This is a genomic window from Planosporangium spinosum (assembly GCF_049999945.1).
GTDB classification, from domain to species: Bacteria; Actinomycetota; Actinomycetes; order Mycobacteriales; family Micromonosporaceae; genus Planosporangium; species Planosporangium spinosum.
In genome coordinates this window covers 62,279-78,231 of sequence record NZ_JBLYUB010000012.1, presented here as the reverse complement: position 1 = coordinate 78,231, position 15,953 = coordinate 62,279, and the positions used below count along the sequence as shown (strand labels likewise).

16 protein-coding genes are annotated in these 15,953 nt (G+C 72.9%); 5 read left to right on the top strand and 11 right to left on the bottom strand.

Features of this window, described 5'->3' with window-relative positions; all coding sequences use genetic code 11:
* Nucleotides 1-78: 78 nt before the first annotated feature.
* The 9 genes from ACNTMW_RS17565 to ACNTMW_RS17525 form a co-directional block, all read right to left on the bottom strand.
* Nucleotides 79-1,215, bottom strand: a complete 1,137-nt coding sequence (locus ACNTMW_RS17565) for an XdhC family protein (RefSeq protein ID WP_426634723.1) — start codon at nucleotides 1,213-1,215, stop codon at nucleotides 79-81.
* Nucleotides 1,208-2,338, bottom strand: coding sequence for a vWA domain-containing protein (locus tag ACNTMW_RS17560; protein WP_426634722.1), 1,131 nt, complete (start codon nucleotides 2,336-2,338; stop codon nucleotides 1,208-1,210). Before ACNTMW_RS17560 ends, ACNTMW_RS17565 begins: the two co-directional genes overlap by 8 nt.
* Nucleotides 2,335-3,228 (bottom strand): AAA family ATPase, encoded by an 894-nt coding sequence (locus ACNTMW_RS17555; protein WP_426634721.1) that lies wholly within the window; start codon nucleotides 3,226-3,228, stop codon nucleotides 2,335-2,337. Before ACNTMW_RS17555 ends, ACNTMW_RS17560 begins: the two co-directional genes overlap by 4 nt.
* Nucleotides 3,229-3,305: 77 nt before the next feature.
* On the bottom strand, nucleotides 3,306-3,875 hold the full coding sequence (locus ACNTMW_RS17550) for a nucleotidyltransferase family protein (protein WP_426634720.1): 570 nt from the start codon (nucleotides 3,873-3,875) through the stop codon (nucleotides 3,306-3,308).
* Between the two features lie 53 nt (nucleotides 3,876-3,928).
* Nucleotides 3,929-5,116, bottom strand: coding sequence for an ROK family protein (locus tag ACNTMW_RS17545; protein WP_426634719.1), 1,188 nt, complete (start codon nucleotides 5,114-5,116; stop codon nucleotides 3,929-3,931).
* Nucleotides 5,117-5,260: 144 nt separating this feature from the next.
* Nucleotides 5,261-6,529 (bottom strand): sugar ABC transporter permease, encoded by a 1,269-nt coding sequence (locus ACNTMW_RS17540; protein ID WP_426634718.1) that lies wholly within the window; start codon nucleotides 6,527-6,529, stop codon nucleotides 5,261-5,263.
* A 124-nt stretch (nucleotides 6,530-6,653) separates the two neighbouring features.
* Nucleotides 6,654-7,445: an ATP-binding cassette domain-containing protein gene (locus ACNTMW_RS17535; RefSeq protein WP_426634717.1), complete on the bottom strand. Its 792-nt coding sequence runs from the start codon at nucleotides 7,443-7,445 to the stop codon at nucleotides 6,654-6,656.
* Nucleotides 7,446-7,614: 169 nt separating this feature from the next.
* Nucleotides 7,615-8,709, bottom strand: a complete 1,095-nt coding sequence (locus ACNTMW_RS17530; RefSeq protein WP_426634716.1) for a sugar ABC transporter substrate-binding protein — start codon at nucleotides 8,707-8,709, stop codon at nucleotides 7,615-7,617.
* A 392-nt stretch (nucleotides 8,710-9,101) separates the two neighbouring features.
* On the bottom strand, nucleotides 9,102-10,292 hold the full coding sequence (locus ACNTMW_RS17525; protein ID WP_426634715.1) for an ROK family protein: 1,191 nt from the start codon (nucleotides 10,290-10,292) through the stop codon (nucleotides 9,102-9,104).
* Nucleotides 10,293-10,376: 84 nt separating this feature from the next.
* Between ACNTMW_RS17525 and xylA the strand changes: the two genes are divergently transcribed.
* The 5 genes from xylA to ACNTMW_RS17500 all read left to right on the top strand — a co-directional run bounded on the left by xylA (nucleotide 10,377) and on the right by ACNTMW_RS17500 (nucleotide 14,753).
* Complete coding sequence (gene xylA, locus ACNTMW_RS17520) at nucleotides 10,377-11,576, top strand: xylose isomerase (RefSeq protein ID WP_426634714.1); 1,200 nt, start codon at nucleotides 10,377-10,379, stop codon at nucleotides 11,574-11,576.
* A 192-nt stretch (nucleotides 11,577-11,768) separates the two neighbouring features.
* The gene (locus tag ACNTMW_RS17515) at nucleotides 11,769-12,986 is read left to right on the top strand and encodes a cytochrome P450 (RefSeq protein WP_426634713.1); all 1,218 of its coding nucleotides are present in this window, start codon (nucleotides 11,769-11,771) and stop codon (nucleotides 12,984-12,986) included.
* Between the two features lie 7 nt (nucleotides 12,987-12,993).
* Nucleotides 12,994-13,221, top strand: a complete 228-nt coding sequence (locus ACNTMW_RS17510) for a ferredoxin (protein WP_426634712.1) — start codon at nucleotides 12,994-12,996, stop codon at nucleotides 13,219-13,221.
* A gap of 76 nt (nucleotides 13,222-13,297) precedes the next feature.
* The gene (locus tag ACNTMW_RS17505) at nucleotides 13,298-13,819 is read left to right on the top strand and encodes a GNAT family N-acetyltransferase (protein ID WP_426634711.1); all 522 of its coding nucleotides are present in this window, start codon (nucleotides 13,298-13,300) and stop codon (nucleotides 13,817-13,819) included.
* 70 nt (nucleotides 13,820-13,889) lie between these two features.
* On the top strand, nucleotides 13,890-14,753 hold the full coding sequence (locus ACNTMW_RS17500; protein ID WP_426634710.1) for a hypothetical protein: 864 nt from the start codon (nucleotides 13,890-13,892) through the stop codon (nucleotides 14,751-14,753).
* A gap of 86 nt (nucleotides 14,754-14,839) precedes the next feature.
* Here the strand turns inward: ACNTMW_RS17500 and ACNTMW_RS17495 are convergent, their stop codons facing one another.
* Together ACNTMW_RS17495 and ACNTMW_RS17490 are read right to left on the bottom strand one after the other, a co-directional pair.
* Nucleotides 14,840-15,121: a DUF6295 family protein gene (locus ACNTMW_RS17495; RefSeq protein ID WP_426634709.1), complete on the bottom strand. Its 282-nt coding sequence runs from the start codon at nucleotides 15,119-15,121 to the stop codon at nucleotides 14,840-14,842.
* A gap of 13 nt (nucleotides 15,122-15,134) precedes the next feature.
* Entirely contained in the window at nucleotides 15,135-15,878 is a 744-nt protein-coding gene (locus ACNTMW_RS17490; protein ID WP_426634708.1) for a dienelactone hydrolase family protein, read from the bottom strand.
* Nucleotides 15,879-15,953 lie beyond the last annotated feature (75 nt).

Here is a 15,953-nt window from a genome sequence, read left to right as displayed (position 1 = left end):
CCATAGACAATCTCCTCGCGCGCCCGGCCGCAAGACCCTGGGGCGAAACCCCGTGGAAATATTCGACGGGGGAGCGGTTCACTCGTGGTGGATACGACCGTCCAGAGTGGCCAGACGTACCCCGCTGCCACCCCAGTGGGCCGCGACGAGCTCCGCGGCGATGCTCACCGCGGTCTCCTCCGGGGTGCGCGCGCCCAGGTCGAGTCCGATCGGCGAGGACAGCCGCGCCAGCTCGTCCGCGGTCAGGCCGGCAGCAGCCAGCCGGGCCAGCCGGTCGTCGTGGGTACGCCGGGAACCCATCGCACCGACGTAGGCCAGCGGCAACCGCAGCGCCACCGCCAGGACCGGCGCGTCGAACTTCGGGTCGTGGGTGAGGACGCAGACCACCGTCCGCTCGTCGACCCGACCCGCCGCCGCCTGCGCCGCCAGGTACCGGTGCGGCCAGTCGACGACCACCTCGTCGGCGTCCGGGAACCGACGGCGCGTCGCGAACACCGGCCGGGCGTCGCACACCGTCACGTGGTAGCCGAGGAAGCCGCCGATGCGGGCGACCGCGGCGGCGAAGTCGATGGCGCCGAACACGATCATGCGCGGCCGGGGCGCGTGGCTGGCGACGAAGACCGTCAGCGCATCGCCGCGGCGCTGCCCGTCGTACCCGTACCGCAGCGCCCCGCTGCGCCCGGCGGCCAGCAGACCACGGGCGTCGTCGGTCACGGCGTCGTCGAGCCGCGCCGTACCGAGCGTGCCGTCGGTGCGGTCGGCCCAGACCACCAGCCGCCGCCCGAACCGGCCCGCCGGGTCGCCACCGGAATCATCGCCGCCGGCCTCGACGCAGGTGGCCACGGCGACCGGGGTACCGGACCGGATCGCCGCCGCGACCGCGCCCAGTTCGGGAAAGGACGTGCGGTCGACCCGCTCGACGAGGACGTCGATGATCCCGCCGCAGGTCAGCCCGACGGCGAAGGCGTCGTCGTCGCTGACGCCGTACCGCTGCCGTACCGGGGTGCCGGTCGCGACGACGCCGGCGGCCAGTTCGTAGACGGCGCCCTCCACGCAGCCGCCGGAGACGCTGCCGACCGCGGAGCCGTCCGGACCGACCAGCATCACCGCGCCGGCCGGTCGGGGCGACGAGCGCCAGGTACCGACGACCGTCGCCATGCCCACCGGCTGCCCGGCGTCCCACCAGCGCGTCAGCTCGTCGAGTACCTCACGCACGCGCGATCACCCCCACCAGTTCCTCGAGCGCGTCGAGGCTGTGGCCCGCCACGAAGTGGTCAAGGTACGGCAGGGCGGCCGCCATCCCGCCGACCAGGGGAGCGTAGCCCGGCTTGCCGCGGTGCGGATTGACCCAGACGAGCCGGTACGCCAGCCGGGACAGCCGCTCCAGCCGGTCGGCCAGGGCCGCCGGGTCGCCGCGCTCCCACCCGTCGCTGCACACCACCACGACCGCGCCGCGTGCGGTACCGCGCTGCCCCCAGCGGGTGAGGAAGGCGCCCAGCGCGTCGGCCAGCCGGGTGCCACCGTGCCAGTCGGGGATCGTGCCACCGGCCGCGGCCAGGGCGGCGTCGGGGTCCCGGTGGCGCAGCGCCCGGGTCACCCTGGTCAACCGGGTACCGACCGTGAACACCTCGCACGCGCCGGCCCGGCGGCGTACCGCCGCGTGCGCGAAGCGCAGCAGCGCGTCGGCGTACGGGGTCATCGAACCGGACACGTCGATGAGGATGACCAGCCGGCGTGGTCGGATGCGACGGCGGCGCCGGCGCAGGCGGGCCGGCTCACCGGCGTGGGCCAGGATGTCGCGCACGGTGCGGCGTCGGTCGACCGTGCCGCGCCGGCCGGCGGCGTACCGCCGGCTGCGCCGGGGCGCGGTGGCCGGGGCGAGCAGCGCGATCAGCCGCCGCACCTCGGCGCGTTCGGTCGCCGACAAGGTCGCCACGTCACGGCGGCGCAGCACCTCCGCGGCACTGGCGGACAGCGCGAGGACGGGTCCGGACTCCGCCGGCTCGACCGCGCCTCCGCCGTCGCCGGTGGCCGCCGGCACGGCGACGCGCGGTGGTCGCGGCCGCGCCGAGCGCGTGGCGCCCCGGTCCGGCCCGCCACCACCGAACCAGCCGACGAACGCGGCGTCGTACACCGGCAGGTCGTCGGGCTGGCTGCACAGGGTGAGCCGGCCGGCCCAGTACAGGACACCGGCGGGAGGCCCGGACCCGCCGAGTACCTCGGCGGCGGCGAGCATCGCCTGTACCCGGTCCGGCGTGGCCGCGACGCCGGCGTACCGCAGCGTGCGCGCGAAACCGACGAGGGCGGGCAGGATCCCGGTCGCCGGACCACCGGTCATGGGCCGGCGTCCAACAGCGTCACCAGCCCGGCCGCCCGTACCCGGTCGGCGTCCTCCCGGTACTTCAGCACCGCGCCGAGCGTCGCCGCGGCCAGGTCCGGGTCGAGTGCCGTCGCGCCGAGCGCCGACAGTGCGGCGGCCCAGTCGATCGACTCGGCGACCCCCGGTGGCTTGATCAGGTCCAGTGCCCGCATCCGCCCGGTGGCCGTCGCGACTCCGACGGCGAGCCGCTCGGTCAGCTCCGGCAGCCGGGCCCGCAGGATCGTGACCTCACGGTCGAGGTCGGGGTGTTCGACCCAGTGGTACAGGCAGCGCCGTTTCAACGCGTCGTGTACCTCGCGGGTGCGGTTGCTGGTGAGCACCGTCAGCGGCGGCGAGGCCGCGGCGATGCGCCCGAGTTCGGGGATCGTGACGGCCGCGTCGGCGAGCACCTCCAGCAGGAACGCCTCGAACTCGTCGTCGGCCCGGTCGACCTCGTCGACCAGCAGGACACAGGGGCTCTCCTCGAGGGCGCGCAGCAGTGGCCGCGCGACGAGGAACCGGCGGTCGTACAGGCTGGTTTCGACCGTCCGCGGGTCCAGCGGCCCGCCGGCCGCCTCCAGCGCCCGCAGGTGCAGGATCTGCCGCGGAAAGTCCCAATCGTAGAGGGCCTGGGACACGTCGAGACCTTCGTAGCACTGCAACCGGACGAACTGCGCGCCGGTCGCCTGCGCGAGCGCCTGCGCGAACGCGGTCTTGCCGACGCCGGCCTCACCCTCCAGGAACAGCGGCCGGCCCAGGCGCATCGCCAGGTAACCGGCGGTGGCGAGGCCAGCGTCGGCCAGGTAACCGGTGGCGGCGAGGTCGTGTGCCAGCGCGGCCGGCGACGCGGGCGATCGTCCGGCGCTCATGGTCACCGTCCCACTATGCGCTTCGATGCCGGGGCCGCGCCAGGGCCCGGTCGGCCGGGGTCCGGTCCCGGCCAGGCTCACCGCGTCGGACGGTCGAGATCGTCGCCGTTCGCGACGTCCTCACAGGCGACCGGTACCACCCGCGCGGAGTGGGCCAGCAGGTACCGGCGGGCGCCGACGTCGCCCGAGGCCAGGTCCGCCACGCCGGCCCAGTGCCCGCGGCCCAGCAATACCGGGTGGCCGCGCTCGCCGTGGTAGGTCGCGACCACGAGGGCGTCCGGTGCGGCACGGGCGCCGATCCGCCGTACCGCCGACGCGGTGATCCCCGGCGTGTCGACCAGCAGGACGGTCGCGGCGGACGCCGGCGTGCCGGCGAGGGCGTCGAGTCCGGCCCGCAGGGACGAACCCATGCCGGAGGGCCAGTCGGGGTTGGTCACCACCAGAGCGTCGCTCAGGTCGGCGCGTCGCCGTACCGTCTCGGCGGCGGCGCCGAGCACCACCACGACCGGGTCGCACCCGCCCGCCCGCAACGTCGCCAGCCCGTGCTCGACCAGCAGTCGCCCGTCCCGTTCGATCAGCGCCTTCGGCATGCCGTACCGGCGCCCCTCGCCGGCCGCGAGCAGCAGGCCGCCGGTTGTCGCGGACACCGCGCCTCCTCACGCCGTCATCGTGGTCGCCACGCCCGACCGGGACATCCTGCTCACGGGCCGGTAGCGGCGTCCAGGGGGTCGTCCAGTAGTGGCTCGAACGCGACCTCGGCGGCGCCGAGCAGCGCGGCGTCGTCGCCGAGCGTCGGCGTCCGTAGCCGGACGTGCTCGCGGCAGGCGGGCAGCCCGTTGCGGTTGAGCCGGCTGCGCACCTGCGCGGCGGCCGCGAGGTACACGTCCCGCAGGCCACCGCCGAAGATCACAATCTCCGGGTTGAAGATGTTGACCAGGTTGGCGACGCCGAACCCCAGCCAGTCGCCGACCTGGCGGACCGCGTTCTGCGCCACCGCGTCGCCGCGGACGGCGGCGTCCACGACCGCGGCGACGCACTCCCGCCCGTACCCCTCGCGCCCGGCGGCGCGCAGCAGGGCGACCTCGCCGATCTCGGTCTCCCAGCAGCCGCGCGCCCCGCAGCCGCAGGGCTTGCCGGCGGGGTTGACGACCATGTGCCCGACCTCGCCGCCGTACCCGCCGTGCCCGGTCACCGGCCGGCCTCCGGCGATGATGCCGCCGCCGATGCCGCCGTCACCGTGCAGGTACACGACGTTGTCGCAGCCGACCGCCGCGCCCCGGGTGTGCTCGGCGAGGGCTCGCAGGTCGGCGCCGTTGCGGGTGGTCACCGGGCGGTCGGGCGCGAGGACCCGGGAGAGGGTCTCGCCCAGCGGTTCGTCGACCCATCCGACGTTCGGGGCGAGCCGTACGAGCCCGTCCTCGCGCCGCACCATGGCCGACACCGCCGCGCCGCTGCCGACGTGCCGGGCGTCGGGCGGGATCGCGCGCTGCATCGCGCGTACCGCGTCGCCCAGTGGGGCAACCACCTCGCCGGGGGGTAGCTCGCCGCGCGGGCGCGGCATCTCGCGCCGGTCCAGGATCACCCCGCCGAGCCCGACCCGGGCGGCGGTGAGCCGGTCGGCCTCGATGGAGAACGCGAACACGTACGAGTGCGGCTCGGGCCGGACGACCAGGGACGGCCGGCCGGCCCGCCCGTGGTCGCGGGGCAGGTCCTCGCGGACCAGTCCGGCACCCACGAGGTCCGCGGTGAGCGCACCGATGGTGCTGCGGTTGAGGCCGAGGTTCGCGGCCAGCGCAGCCCGCGACGTCGGTCCCCTCAGGTGCACGTAGCGCAGGAGCGCGCTGAGATTGAGCCGACGGATCTCCTCCTGGCTCGGTCCGGCGCGCATCCCTCAGCTCTCAGTTTCCAACGGGTCCGGTCGGGCCGCGGCGTCCCGACCGCACGATTGTCCAGTGTGCATGGAGTGGCCGGCTCGGGTGGCCGGGGGTCCGGACCGGGTGGCTGCCCGGCCCGGACGGCGTCCGGGCACCGCTCACCGCAGCCCGGTCGCCGCGGCCCGCCGCTGCGACAGGGCGTCCACGCCCGCCGCGAGCAGCAGTACCGCCCCGGTGAAGACGAACTTCGCGCCGGCGCTGTAGCCCATCAGGCTCATGCCGTTGTCGATGACCGCCATCAACGCGCCGCCGAGCACCGCGTCGATCACCCGGCCCTTGCCGCCGAACAGGCTCGTCCCGCCGATGACGGCCGCGCCGACGGCGTACAGCAGGACGTTGCTGCCGCCGGTGTTCGGGTCGACGGAGTTGGCCCGGGAAGCGGCCATGATGCCGCCGACCGCGGCCATCGCCGAGCAGATCACGAAGACCGAGATGCGGATCCGGTCCACGTTGATACCGGCCCGGCGGGCCGCCTCGCGGTTACCACCGACGGCGTAGATGTGCCGGCCGTACGCGGTGCGGCTGAGCACGAAGGTCAGCACGGTGGCGATGAGGCCGAGGATGAGCACGACCACGGGCACGCCCTTCAGCGATACGACGAGGGCGTTGCGGCTGCGCTCGAGGTTGAGCACGTACACGGCGATGCCGCCGAGAACGGCGACCGCGCCGACCCGGACGGCGATGACCGACAGTGGCTCGGCGGTCAGCCCCCGCGCGACCCGGTTGCGCCGGCGCAGCAGTCGCACCGCTGCGAAGGCGGCCACGGCGACGGCGAACAGTGCCCAGCCGAGTGCCGGTGAAAGCCGTCCGTCGGCGTTGATGGCCTTGATGGTCGGGTCGGCCACCGAGATGTTCGTGCCGTTGTCGACCAGCACCAGCAGGACACCCTGGAAGGCGAGGAACCCGGCCAGGGTGACCACGAACGACGGAATGCCGATCTTCGCGACCAGGAACCCGATGAGTGTGCCGATCACCATGCCGGTGACGAGCGCCGCCAGGACCGCGACGTACCACGGCGCGTGGTGCTTGGTGAGCAGGACGGCGAGGACCGCGGCGCACACACCGCTGGCGAAGCCGGCCGACAGGTCGATGTCGCCCAGCAGCAGGACGAAGACCAGGCCCATCGCGATCGCCGTGATCTGCGCACCCTGGTTGAAGAGGTTGGCGAAGTTGATCGCGCTGAAGAAGACCGGCCGGGCGGTGCCGAACGCGACGCACAGCACGATCAGGCCGAGGACGGCCGGTAGCGCGCCCATGTCGCCGCCGCGGACCCGGGCGACGTAGGTGCGCGCGTACGTCGACAGCGACGCCGGTTCGGGCCGGGCCGCGGGCGGCGGCTGCTCGGAGGTGACGACGATGCTGCTCATGCCGCCACCTCGCTGCGGGTTGCGAACAGTCCGGCCCGCGACGCGTCGCCGGACGGCCCGGACCGTTCGGCGACGGCATGAGGCGCATACGCCCTGAGTCTCATGATTCGCTCGCTCCGCTCGCTCATGCCTGGGCTCCGTTCGCGGTCTCGGCACTGGCCGGGGCCAGCCCCAGGTCTCCGCTGCGACCGGCGGTGATCAGCTCGACGACCTGGGAGTGGGTGACGTCGGTCGCCTTCACCTGGGCGGCCATCCGGCCCAGGTACAGCGCGGCGATGCGGTCGGAGACGGCGAAGACGTCGTTCATGTTGTGCGAGATCAGGACGACCGCGTGGCCGGCGTCGGCGAGCCGGCGGACCAGCTCGAGCACCTGGGCGGTCTGCGCGACGCCGAGCGCCGCGGTCGGCTCGTCGAGGATGACGACCTTGCTGTTCCACAGCACGGCCTTGGCGATCGCGACGGTCTGCCGTTGGCCACCGGAGAGGCTGGCCACCGGCTGGCGCACCGACGTGAGGGTGCGCACGGACAGGCTGGCGAGGGTCTCGGTGGCGAGCTGCTCCATGGTGACCTCGTCGAGGACGAGCCCGTTACGGCGCTCCCGGCCGAGGAACATGTTCTGGACGACGTCGAGGTTGTCGCAGAGCGCGAGATCCTGGTAGACGATCTCCACACCGAGGTTCGAGGCGTCCCGCGGGCTGTGGACCGTGACCGGGGTGTCCTCGAAGCGGTACTCGCCGGAGTCGATCGGGTAACTGCCCCCGATGCATTTGACCAGTGTGGACTTGCCGGCGCCGTTGTCGCCGACGAGGGCGGTCACCTCGCCGGGGTGGATGGCGAAGTCGACGTCGCGCAGGACCTGGACGGGACCGAAACTCTTGTTGATCCCGCGCACTTCCAGCAGGGGGGTGGCGGACACCGCGTTCCTCTCTGTGGTGGCACCGGTGATCGGCACAGCCGCCGGTGACCGTACCGGATCCGCACGGGAGTCCCGCGGGTTGCCGGACCGGCCCGGACGTCGCGGCCTGGCACAACTGTGTGCGAGGCCGCGACGTCCGCGGTTGTGCCGACCGTGATGGGGGTGGGGGCTACTTGATGCCGGCCTCGGCGCACTTGGCCGCGAACTCACCGGTGCACAGTTCGGCCGCGGTCACGTACCCGTCGGTCACGACGTCCTTGACGTTGTCCTTGGTGATGGCGACCGGGTCGAGCAGCACCGACGGCACGTCCTGCTTGGTGGTCGGGTCGGTGACCTTGCCGGCGACGGTCTTCTTCTCGCCCCTGGCCAGTGCGATCGCCAGCTCGGCCGCCGCGTCGGCCTCCTTCTTGACCGCCTTGTAGACCGTCATGCACTGGTCGCCGGCGAGGATGTTCTGCAGGCCCTGCACCGTGGCGTCCTGGCCGGTCACCGGAACCTGGCCGTTGAGCTTCTGCTTCTTGAGGATCGAAACGGCGGCGTTGCCGAGGCCGTCGTTGGCGGCCAGCACACCCTTGATGTCCGGCTTCTGGGTCAGCATCTGCTCGAAGATGGTGGCCGCCTGCGCGTTGTCCCACTCCGGTACGGACTGGTCCGGGCCCTTGACGTACTCGCCCGAGTCGTACTTGGGCTTGAGTACCGAGTCGTAGCCGTTCTTGAACAGGGTGGCGTTGTTGTCGGTCGGGGAGCCGTTGAGCTCGGCGACGACCGGCTTCTGCGCGCCCTTGGCGGACAGGCACTTGACCAGGCCCTCGCCCTGCAGTTGGCCGACCTTGGTGTTGTCGAAGCTGACGTAGTACTGGGCGCTGCCGCCGAGGGTGAGGCGGTCGTAGTCGATGGTCGCGACGCCCTGCGCCTTGGCCTTGTCCAGGACGGCCTTGCCGGTGCCGCTGTCCAGGTTGACGATCAGCAGGACGGTGGCGCCGTTGGTGATCATCTGGTCGGCGATGGTCTGGAACGCGTTCTTGTCGTTCTGGGCGTTCTGGATGTCGGCGTCCACACCCGCGGCGTCGAAGGCGGCCTGCAGGTACTTGCGGTCCGCGGTCTCCCAGCGGGCCGAGGACTTGCTGTCGGGCAGGATGACGCCGATCTTGGGCTTCTTGCCCTGGGTGTTCGTGCCGCCGGACGAGTTGTTGTTGTTGCCACAGGCGGCCAAGCTGCCGGCGGTGAGGGCCGCGGCAGCGAGAGCGACAACGGCTCTGCGCATGAGCACAGTCCTTTCGGGTGGGCGACCGCAGGGAGCGGCGCTGGCGGGGGTGTCCGGTATCTCGGGTGGGTCACGTCGACCGGTCGTGCCGGCGCGGGTGGCCCCGGTCACACGGTTTGTTGTGTCCGGCAACGTATTTCGATGCGACGCTCTCGCGCAATGGGTGACACGGCGCGAGTTCGCCGCCTGCGATAACAATTCGGAGACCACGTGAGCACCGGATGGCCACATGATCGTCATGAAACCGTCATCGGCGGCATAATGCCCGGTCAGGTGGGCAAGTGGCGGGTGTAGGCCACTCGGGTCGGGCGGTGGTCGCCATCCACTCAGGCCGGGTCGGTGGTCGCCGTCCACCGAGGCCGGTCGGTGGCCCACCGTCCACCGGCTCCGGGTCATCGGGTGGCGCTCACGAAGTCGGCGGGGGCGGTGCGGATGTCCCGGACGACCGAGTCGGCGGCGCCGATGACCGCCGTCGCACCGCCGAGCGTGGACGCGCGTACCTCGACCGGCGACCACGCGGCCGTGAGGACCCGCGCGCGCACCTCGCGCTCCACCTGCGAGCCGAGCCAGGGCGCGAGCGCCGCGAAGCTGCCGCCCAGCACGACGGTGTCCACGTCGAGGAGGTTCACCACGCCGGCGGCGGCCACGCCCAGCGCCGTACCGGCGTCGTGCAGCGCGCGCAGCGCCGCCGGGTCGCCCGCGGCGGCCAGGTCGGCGAGGCGGGTCACGGCGGCGTCGGCCGACAGTGTGGGATCCGGCCCGATCCCGGCCGCTCGCAGGACCGCCTCCTGCCCGGCGTACCGCTCCAGGCAGCCGCGCGCCCCGCACCGGCACACCGGTCCGTCCGGGGAGATCGTCACGTGCCCGATCTCGCCGCTCCAGCCGCGGGCCCCGCGCAGGAGGGTGCCGCCGAGCACCAGACCGGCGCCGATGCCGATCTCGCCGGAGACGTACAGGAAGTCGGTGGACGGGCAGGCCGCCAGTTCGCCCAGTGCGCCGAGGTTGGCCTCGTTGTCAGCGGTGACCGGCAGGCCAGGCCAGTCGGCCGCCGCCCGCAGGGGGCCCAGCACGTCGAGGTCGCGCCAGCCGAGGTTGGGCGCGACCCGGACCAGCCCGTCGGCGTCGACCAGGCCGGGCACCGCGAGCCGCGCTGCCGCCACGGGCGGGTCCACGGCGTCGACCGCCTCGGCGGCCATCCGCGCCACGTCGGCGAGGATCCGGTCGGGTGCCCGGTCGCGCTGGTCGACGCGGCGTACGGCGCGGTGGCGGACCGCTCCGGTCAGGTCGACCACGGCGGCGGCCAGGAAGTCCACGTTGATCTCCAGCCCGAGGCCGGCCGGGCCGTCGGATGACAGGACCAGTCCGGTGGCCGGACGGCCGGCCCCGGTGCGTGGTGCCGGCTCGACCTCGGTGACGAGGCGGGCGCGCAGCAGGTCGTCGACGAGGCTGGAGACCGTGGCGCGGGTCAGGCCGGTGGCCGCCGCTACCTCGGCGCGCGAGGTGGGCGTACCGGCGCCGACGTGGCGCAGGACCACGGCGAGGTTGTGCTGCCAGAGGCTGCGCTGGCGTACGGGGCCGTTCACGGGTCTTGACCATAGTGGGTGGGCGGCAATAAGTTCAATCGATAAACAAAAGATCGACCGCCATGAGAGCCTCTGGGAGACGACATGAGTGCCCGTCCGAGCAGCGCGACCCCGTGCCGGGAAGACAAGTTCACGTTCGGCCTGTGGACGGTGGGATGGCAGGGTCGCGACCCCTTCGGTGACGCCGTCCGGCCGGCCATCGATCCGGTTGAGACGGTGCACCGGCTCGCCGAACTCGGCGCGTACGGGGTGACCTTCCACGACGACGACCTGATCCCGTTCGGCAGCGACGACGCCGCGCGCGACAAGCAGATCGCCCGGTTCCGGGAGGCGCTGGCCGAGACCGGCCTCGTCGTGCCCATGGCGACCACCAACCTGTTCAACCACCCGGTGTTCAAGGACGGCGCGTTCACCAGCAACGACCGCGACATCCGCCGGTACGCGCTGCGCAAGGTGATGCGCAACCTCGACCTCGCCGCCGAGTTGGGCGCCGGGACGTACGTGTTCTGGGGCGGGCGGGAGGGCGCCGAGTCCGACGCCGCCAAGGACATCCGGGCCGCGCTCGACCGCTACCGCGAGGGCATCGACCTGCTCGCCCGGTACGTCGTCGACCGCGGGTACGGTATCCGCTTCGCCATCGAGCCCAAGCCCAACGAGCCGCGCGGCGACATCCTGCTGCCGACGGTGGGCCACGCCCTGGCCTTCATCTCCACCCTCGAGCACCACGACATGGTCGGCCTCAACCCGGAGGTCGGCCACGAGCAGATGGCCGGGCTGAACTTCGCCGCCGGCATCAGTCAGGCGCTGTGGCAGGGCAAACTGTTCCACATCGACCTCAACGGCCAGCGCGGCATCAAGTTCGACCAGGACCTGGTCTTCGGCCACGGCGACCTGCTCAACGCGTTCTTCCTGGTCGACCTGCTGGAGAACGGCCCCGACGGCGGGCCGGCCTACACCGGACCCCGGCACTTCGACTACAAGCCCGCACGTACCGAGGACCTGACCGGCGTGTGGACCTCGGCGGCCGCCAACATGCGTACGTACCTGCTGCTCAAGGAGCGGGCGGCGGCGTTCCGGGCCGACCCTGAGGTACAGGCGGCGCTGGAGGCCAGCCGGGTCGCGCAGCTGTCCGTGCCGACCCTGGCGCCGGGGGAGTCGTACGCCGACCTGGTGGCCGACCGGAGCGCCTTCGAGGACTTCGACATCGACGCCGCGGCGGCCCGCGGACTCGGTGCCGTGCACCTCACCCAGCTCGCGGTGGAGCACCTGCTCGGCGCCCGCTGAGGCGCCGACACGCAGGACGGTCCGGCGGCGGTCGTGGGCTCGGCGACCGCTGCTGGACCGGCACGGTCGGCGGGGAGCGGCGATTGCCGTTCTGGCAAGGCGTGTCCGGATGGCCCTACGTGGCACTACTTCGGGGTAACTTGGGATTCTGCGAGGGAGTACCCGCACTGTCGTCCTCAAGGAGGCCTCGGCATGTCAGGGACCGCCGCCACCGACCTTCCCGTGTTCCCCTTTCCCGAACTCGGGGACAACCCGATCGACCCGCCCGCGCCCGCGGAGCTGCTGAAGACCGACGAGCCGATCATCCGGGTGGCGCTGCCCGCCGGTGGCTGGGCCTGGCTGGTCACCCGCCTTGCCGACGTGCGTGACGTGCTGCGGAGCCCGGCGTTCAGCGCCGACATCGGGAAGGCGGGCTTTCCGCTGCTGCGGCCGCTGCCACCGGCCCGTGACGGTGACCGGGCCGGCTTCTTCATCCGGATGGACCCGCCCGAGCACGCGCGCTACCGGCGGATGCTCACGCCCGAGTTCATGATCAAGAACGTGCGGCGGATGGAACCGCTGATCCAGCGGACGGTCGACGGGTTCCTCGACGACATGACCGCCGCGGGGCCGCCGGCCGACCTCGTCGAGGCGTTCGCCCTGCCGGTCCCGTCGCTGGTGATCTGCCACCTGCTCGGCGTGCCCTACGACGACCACGCCTTCTTCCAGAGCCGCAGCCGGGTGCTGCTCAGCAACAGCGTGCCGCTGGAGCAGTCCCAGGCCGCCGCCGACGAACTGCGCGACTACCTCAGCCGGCTGATCGGGACCAAGGCGCGGGACGGCGGCGACGACCTGCTCAGCCGCCTCGTGGTCGGACGGATGCGGGCCGGAGAGCTCACCCACGAGGAAGCCGTCGGTATGTCCGTGCTGCTGCTCGTCGCCGGGCACGAGACGACGGCGAACATGATCGGCCTCAGCGCCCTCGTCCTGCTGCGCCACCCCGGGCAGTTCGCCGCGCTGGCGGCCGACCCCGGCCGGGCCCCGGCGCTGGTGGAGGAACTGCTGCGGTACCTGACGATCGTGCGTACCGGCCTGCCCCGGGTCGCCGTCGCGGACGTCGACGTCGCCGGCCGCCGCATCCGGGCCGGGGAGGGCGTCATCGCCCTGCTGTCGGCGGCCAACCGGGACGAGGCCGTCTTCGCCGAGCCGGACCGGTTCGACGGCGATCGCGGGGCCCACCAGCACGTCGCGTTCGGGTTCGGCGTCCACCAGTGCATCGGCCAGCCGCTGGCCCGGGCCGAGCTGCGCATCGCGCTGGTCGCGCTGGCCCGGCGGCTACCCGGGCTGCGGCTGGCCGTACCGGAGGACCAGGTCGAGCCGCGCCGACACTCATTCATCCACGGCCTGCAACGGCTGCCCGTGACCTGGTGACGTGATCGTGAGGGGGGAGGCGGACATGCGGGTACGCGCCGACCGGGACCGCTGCTGCGGCTCCGGTAACTGTGTGATGACCGCCCCGGAGGTGTTTGACCAGGACGACGCCGAGGGTCTGGTACTGGTACGGCTGACGGAGGTGCCCGGGGAGTCGCGGGAAGCGGTATGGCGGGCCGCGGTGCTGTGCCCGGCCGGCGCCATCGAGGTCGATGAGGATGGTGACGCGGGCTGAAGCCACGCATGGTGGATGCGCACCGCGACGGCGTTGCGTACGTGCGGCCGGGGCGGTCCGGTTGCAGGATGGCCGGATGCTGGTACGACAGGAACAACCCGGTGACGTGTCCGCGGTACGGGCGGTCGTGGCGGCGGCGTTCGCCGGCGATGACGACCCCGACCGCGTTCCGGCCGAGGTGACGCTGGTCGAGGCCCTCCGGGCCGACGCCGGCTGGTTGCCCCGGCTGTCGCTGGTGGCGGTGGAGCCGGCCGGCGGGGCGGTGGTCGGGCATGTGGCCTGCAGTCGGGGCCACATCGACGGCGCGCCGGCCGTCGGTCTGGGGCCGCTGGCGGTGCACCCCGACCGCCAGCGCGCCGGCGTCGGCAAGGCCCTGATGCACGCGGTGCTCGGCGCGGCCGACGCGCTCGGCGAACCGTTGGTGGCCCTCCTCGGCGACCCCGGCTACTACGGCCGCTACGGCTTCCGGATCTCCACCGAGTACGGGATCGCGCCCCCCGACCCTCGCTGGGGAAAGTACTTCCAGATCCGCACGCTGACCGAGTACCGGCCGTTGACCGGCACCTTCCACTACGCCGAGCCGTTCGATCGGCTGTGACGGGGTGACCACCGCCGGGCCGGCTGCCCGACGGTGGTCACCCCGTCACGCTGCGGCATAGCGTTGGACCATGGACGAGGTAGGCGCGGGGCGCAGCTATCTTGACCACCTCACGGACGAGGACCTGCGGATCCTGGCCGTGCCCCTGGGGATGGATCTCGACCGGGCCGGCGATCTTCGTGGCCGTCCGGCAACCGTCATGGAGCTGCTCGGGCACCCCGGGCTGTTCGACCGGCTGTTCGGGCGGGACCCGGTCGGACTGGTCAGGGTATCGCCGTTCCTGGCGTTCCTGGTCACCGTCGAGCAGGCCGCGCGGGAACTGGCGACCGTCCAGTTCGTGGCGGAGCGGTCCGCGCCCCGGCAGCGGGTACCCGTGTTCGACGCTCCCCGGCTCCGGGACTTCCTGAGCGACCCGCTGCGCCGGCTGTTCCTGGCGGAGCTGCTGGCCTCGTTCGTCCGGGTGGCCAGCGGCCGGTACCGGACGCGGACCGCGCGGGGCTGGCACTCGCAGCGGTACAGCGAACTGGACCCGGTCCGGCTCGCCCAGGTCGCCGAGCAGGCGCCGCCCGCGTACCAGCCGGGAGCCTACCGCCGGCTGGGTGACGTCTCGCTGTTCCTGACCGGGGTGTTCCCGGACTACGCCCAGTTGCACGCGCTGGGGCCGTTCGACGCCGTGCGGCTGCTGCGGGCGGCCGGGCTCTCTCCGCAGGATCAGAGCGCGCTGGTCACGGCGCCACCGATCCAGCTTCTGGAGCACCTGGGGCAGTGCTGGTACCGGCGGGCGTCCGAGCTGGTACCGGTGACCACCGCCCGCATGGCCGTGGTGTCTCAGGTCGCCGACCGGTTCCGGGACGCCCGGCGCATCCTCAACCACATCGCCGACAACTACCTCATGCACCTCGGCAGCCCGTGGTCCGACCCGTCGACCCCGTGACGCGCCCACGCCGCTGAGGCGGTTCCGGTAATCGTCGAGCGTGGATGGTCGGCCGCCGCGCCGGCCCGCCCGGCCGCCGACCCGGGTCAGCCGTCCCGCCGGCCGCTGGCGATCCCCGGGGGCGCGCTGGCGAGCGCCGCCCGGATCGCGTCGATCAGCGCGAGGGCCGACTCCTCGGTCAGTTCGACCGCCACCCGGGCCGACGGACCGGCCGACGGGTTGATGAAGTCGATGTTGAGAGTGTGCTCCTGCGGTGCGTGGACCGGGTGGTCGACGTACACGGTGGCGTGGGTCAGCGGGAACCAGCCCTGCGGACCCTTGCCGCTGCTGCCGTCGACTTCGATCTTCTCGGTGACGTACGTGCACATGGTCGAAAGCTCCTCAAGCGCTCAGGTGCCGGCCGAAGAAGTCGAAGATCTTGTTCCAGCCGTCGACGGCGGCCTGCGGACGGTAGCTCGGCCGGTCGACGGCGAAGAACGCGTGCCCGGCGTCGGGGTACGTGTGGAACTCGTGCTCCTTGCCGAGTCTGGTCAGCGTCTCGTCCAGTTCGGCGGTCTGCTCCGGCGACGGGTACCGGTCCTCGGCACCGAACAGCCCGAGCAGCGGGCAGGACAGCCGGTCGGCGATGTCGAGCAGCGGCTTCACGGCGATCGGGAACCCTTGCGGTGGGGTGCCGACCACGAATGCGCCGTAGCAGTCGACGGCCGCGTCCAGCGGCAGGCTGCACGCGGCGAGGAAGGCGTGCCGGCCGCCCGAGCAGTAGCCGATCACGCCGGCCTTGCCGTTCGAGGAGGTGAGCCCGCGCAGGTACGCCGCCGCGCCGGCGACGTCGCCGACCAGTCGCTCGTCGGGTACGCCCCCCGCGGCCCGGGCCGCGGCCGCCGCGTCGTCCGGGCTCGCGCCGGGCGCCTCCCGGGTGTACAGGTTGGGGCAGATGGCCAGATACCCGTGGGTGGCGAAGCGCCGGGTGATCTCCTTCGTCGCCTCGTCGTAGCCCGGCATGTGGTGGATCACCACGACCGACCCGTACGGGCCGGGGCCGAGCGGGCGGGCGAGGTACGCCTCGATCTCGTCCCCGCCGTGGCCGGTGATGGTGACGGTCTCCGCCAGCATCGCGTCGTACATCGTGGCTGCTGCCTTCCGTGACTGGTGGGCGCGGGCGGTCAGTGCCCACGCGGGAATATCATTAGCTTAGGTTAA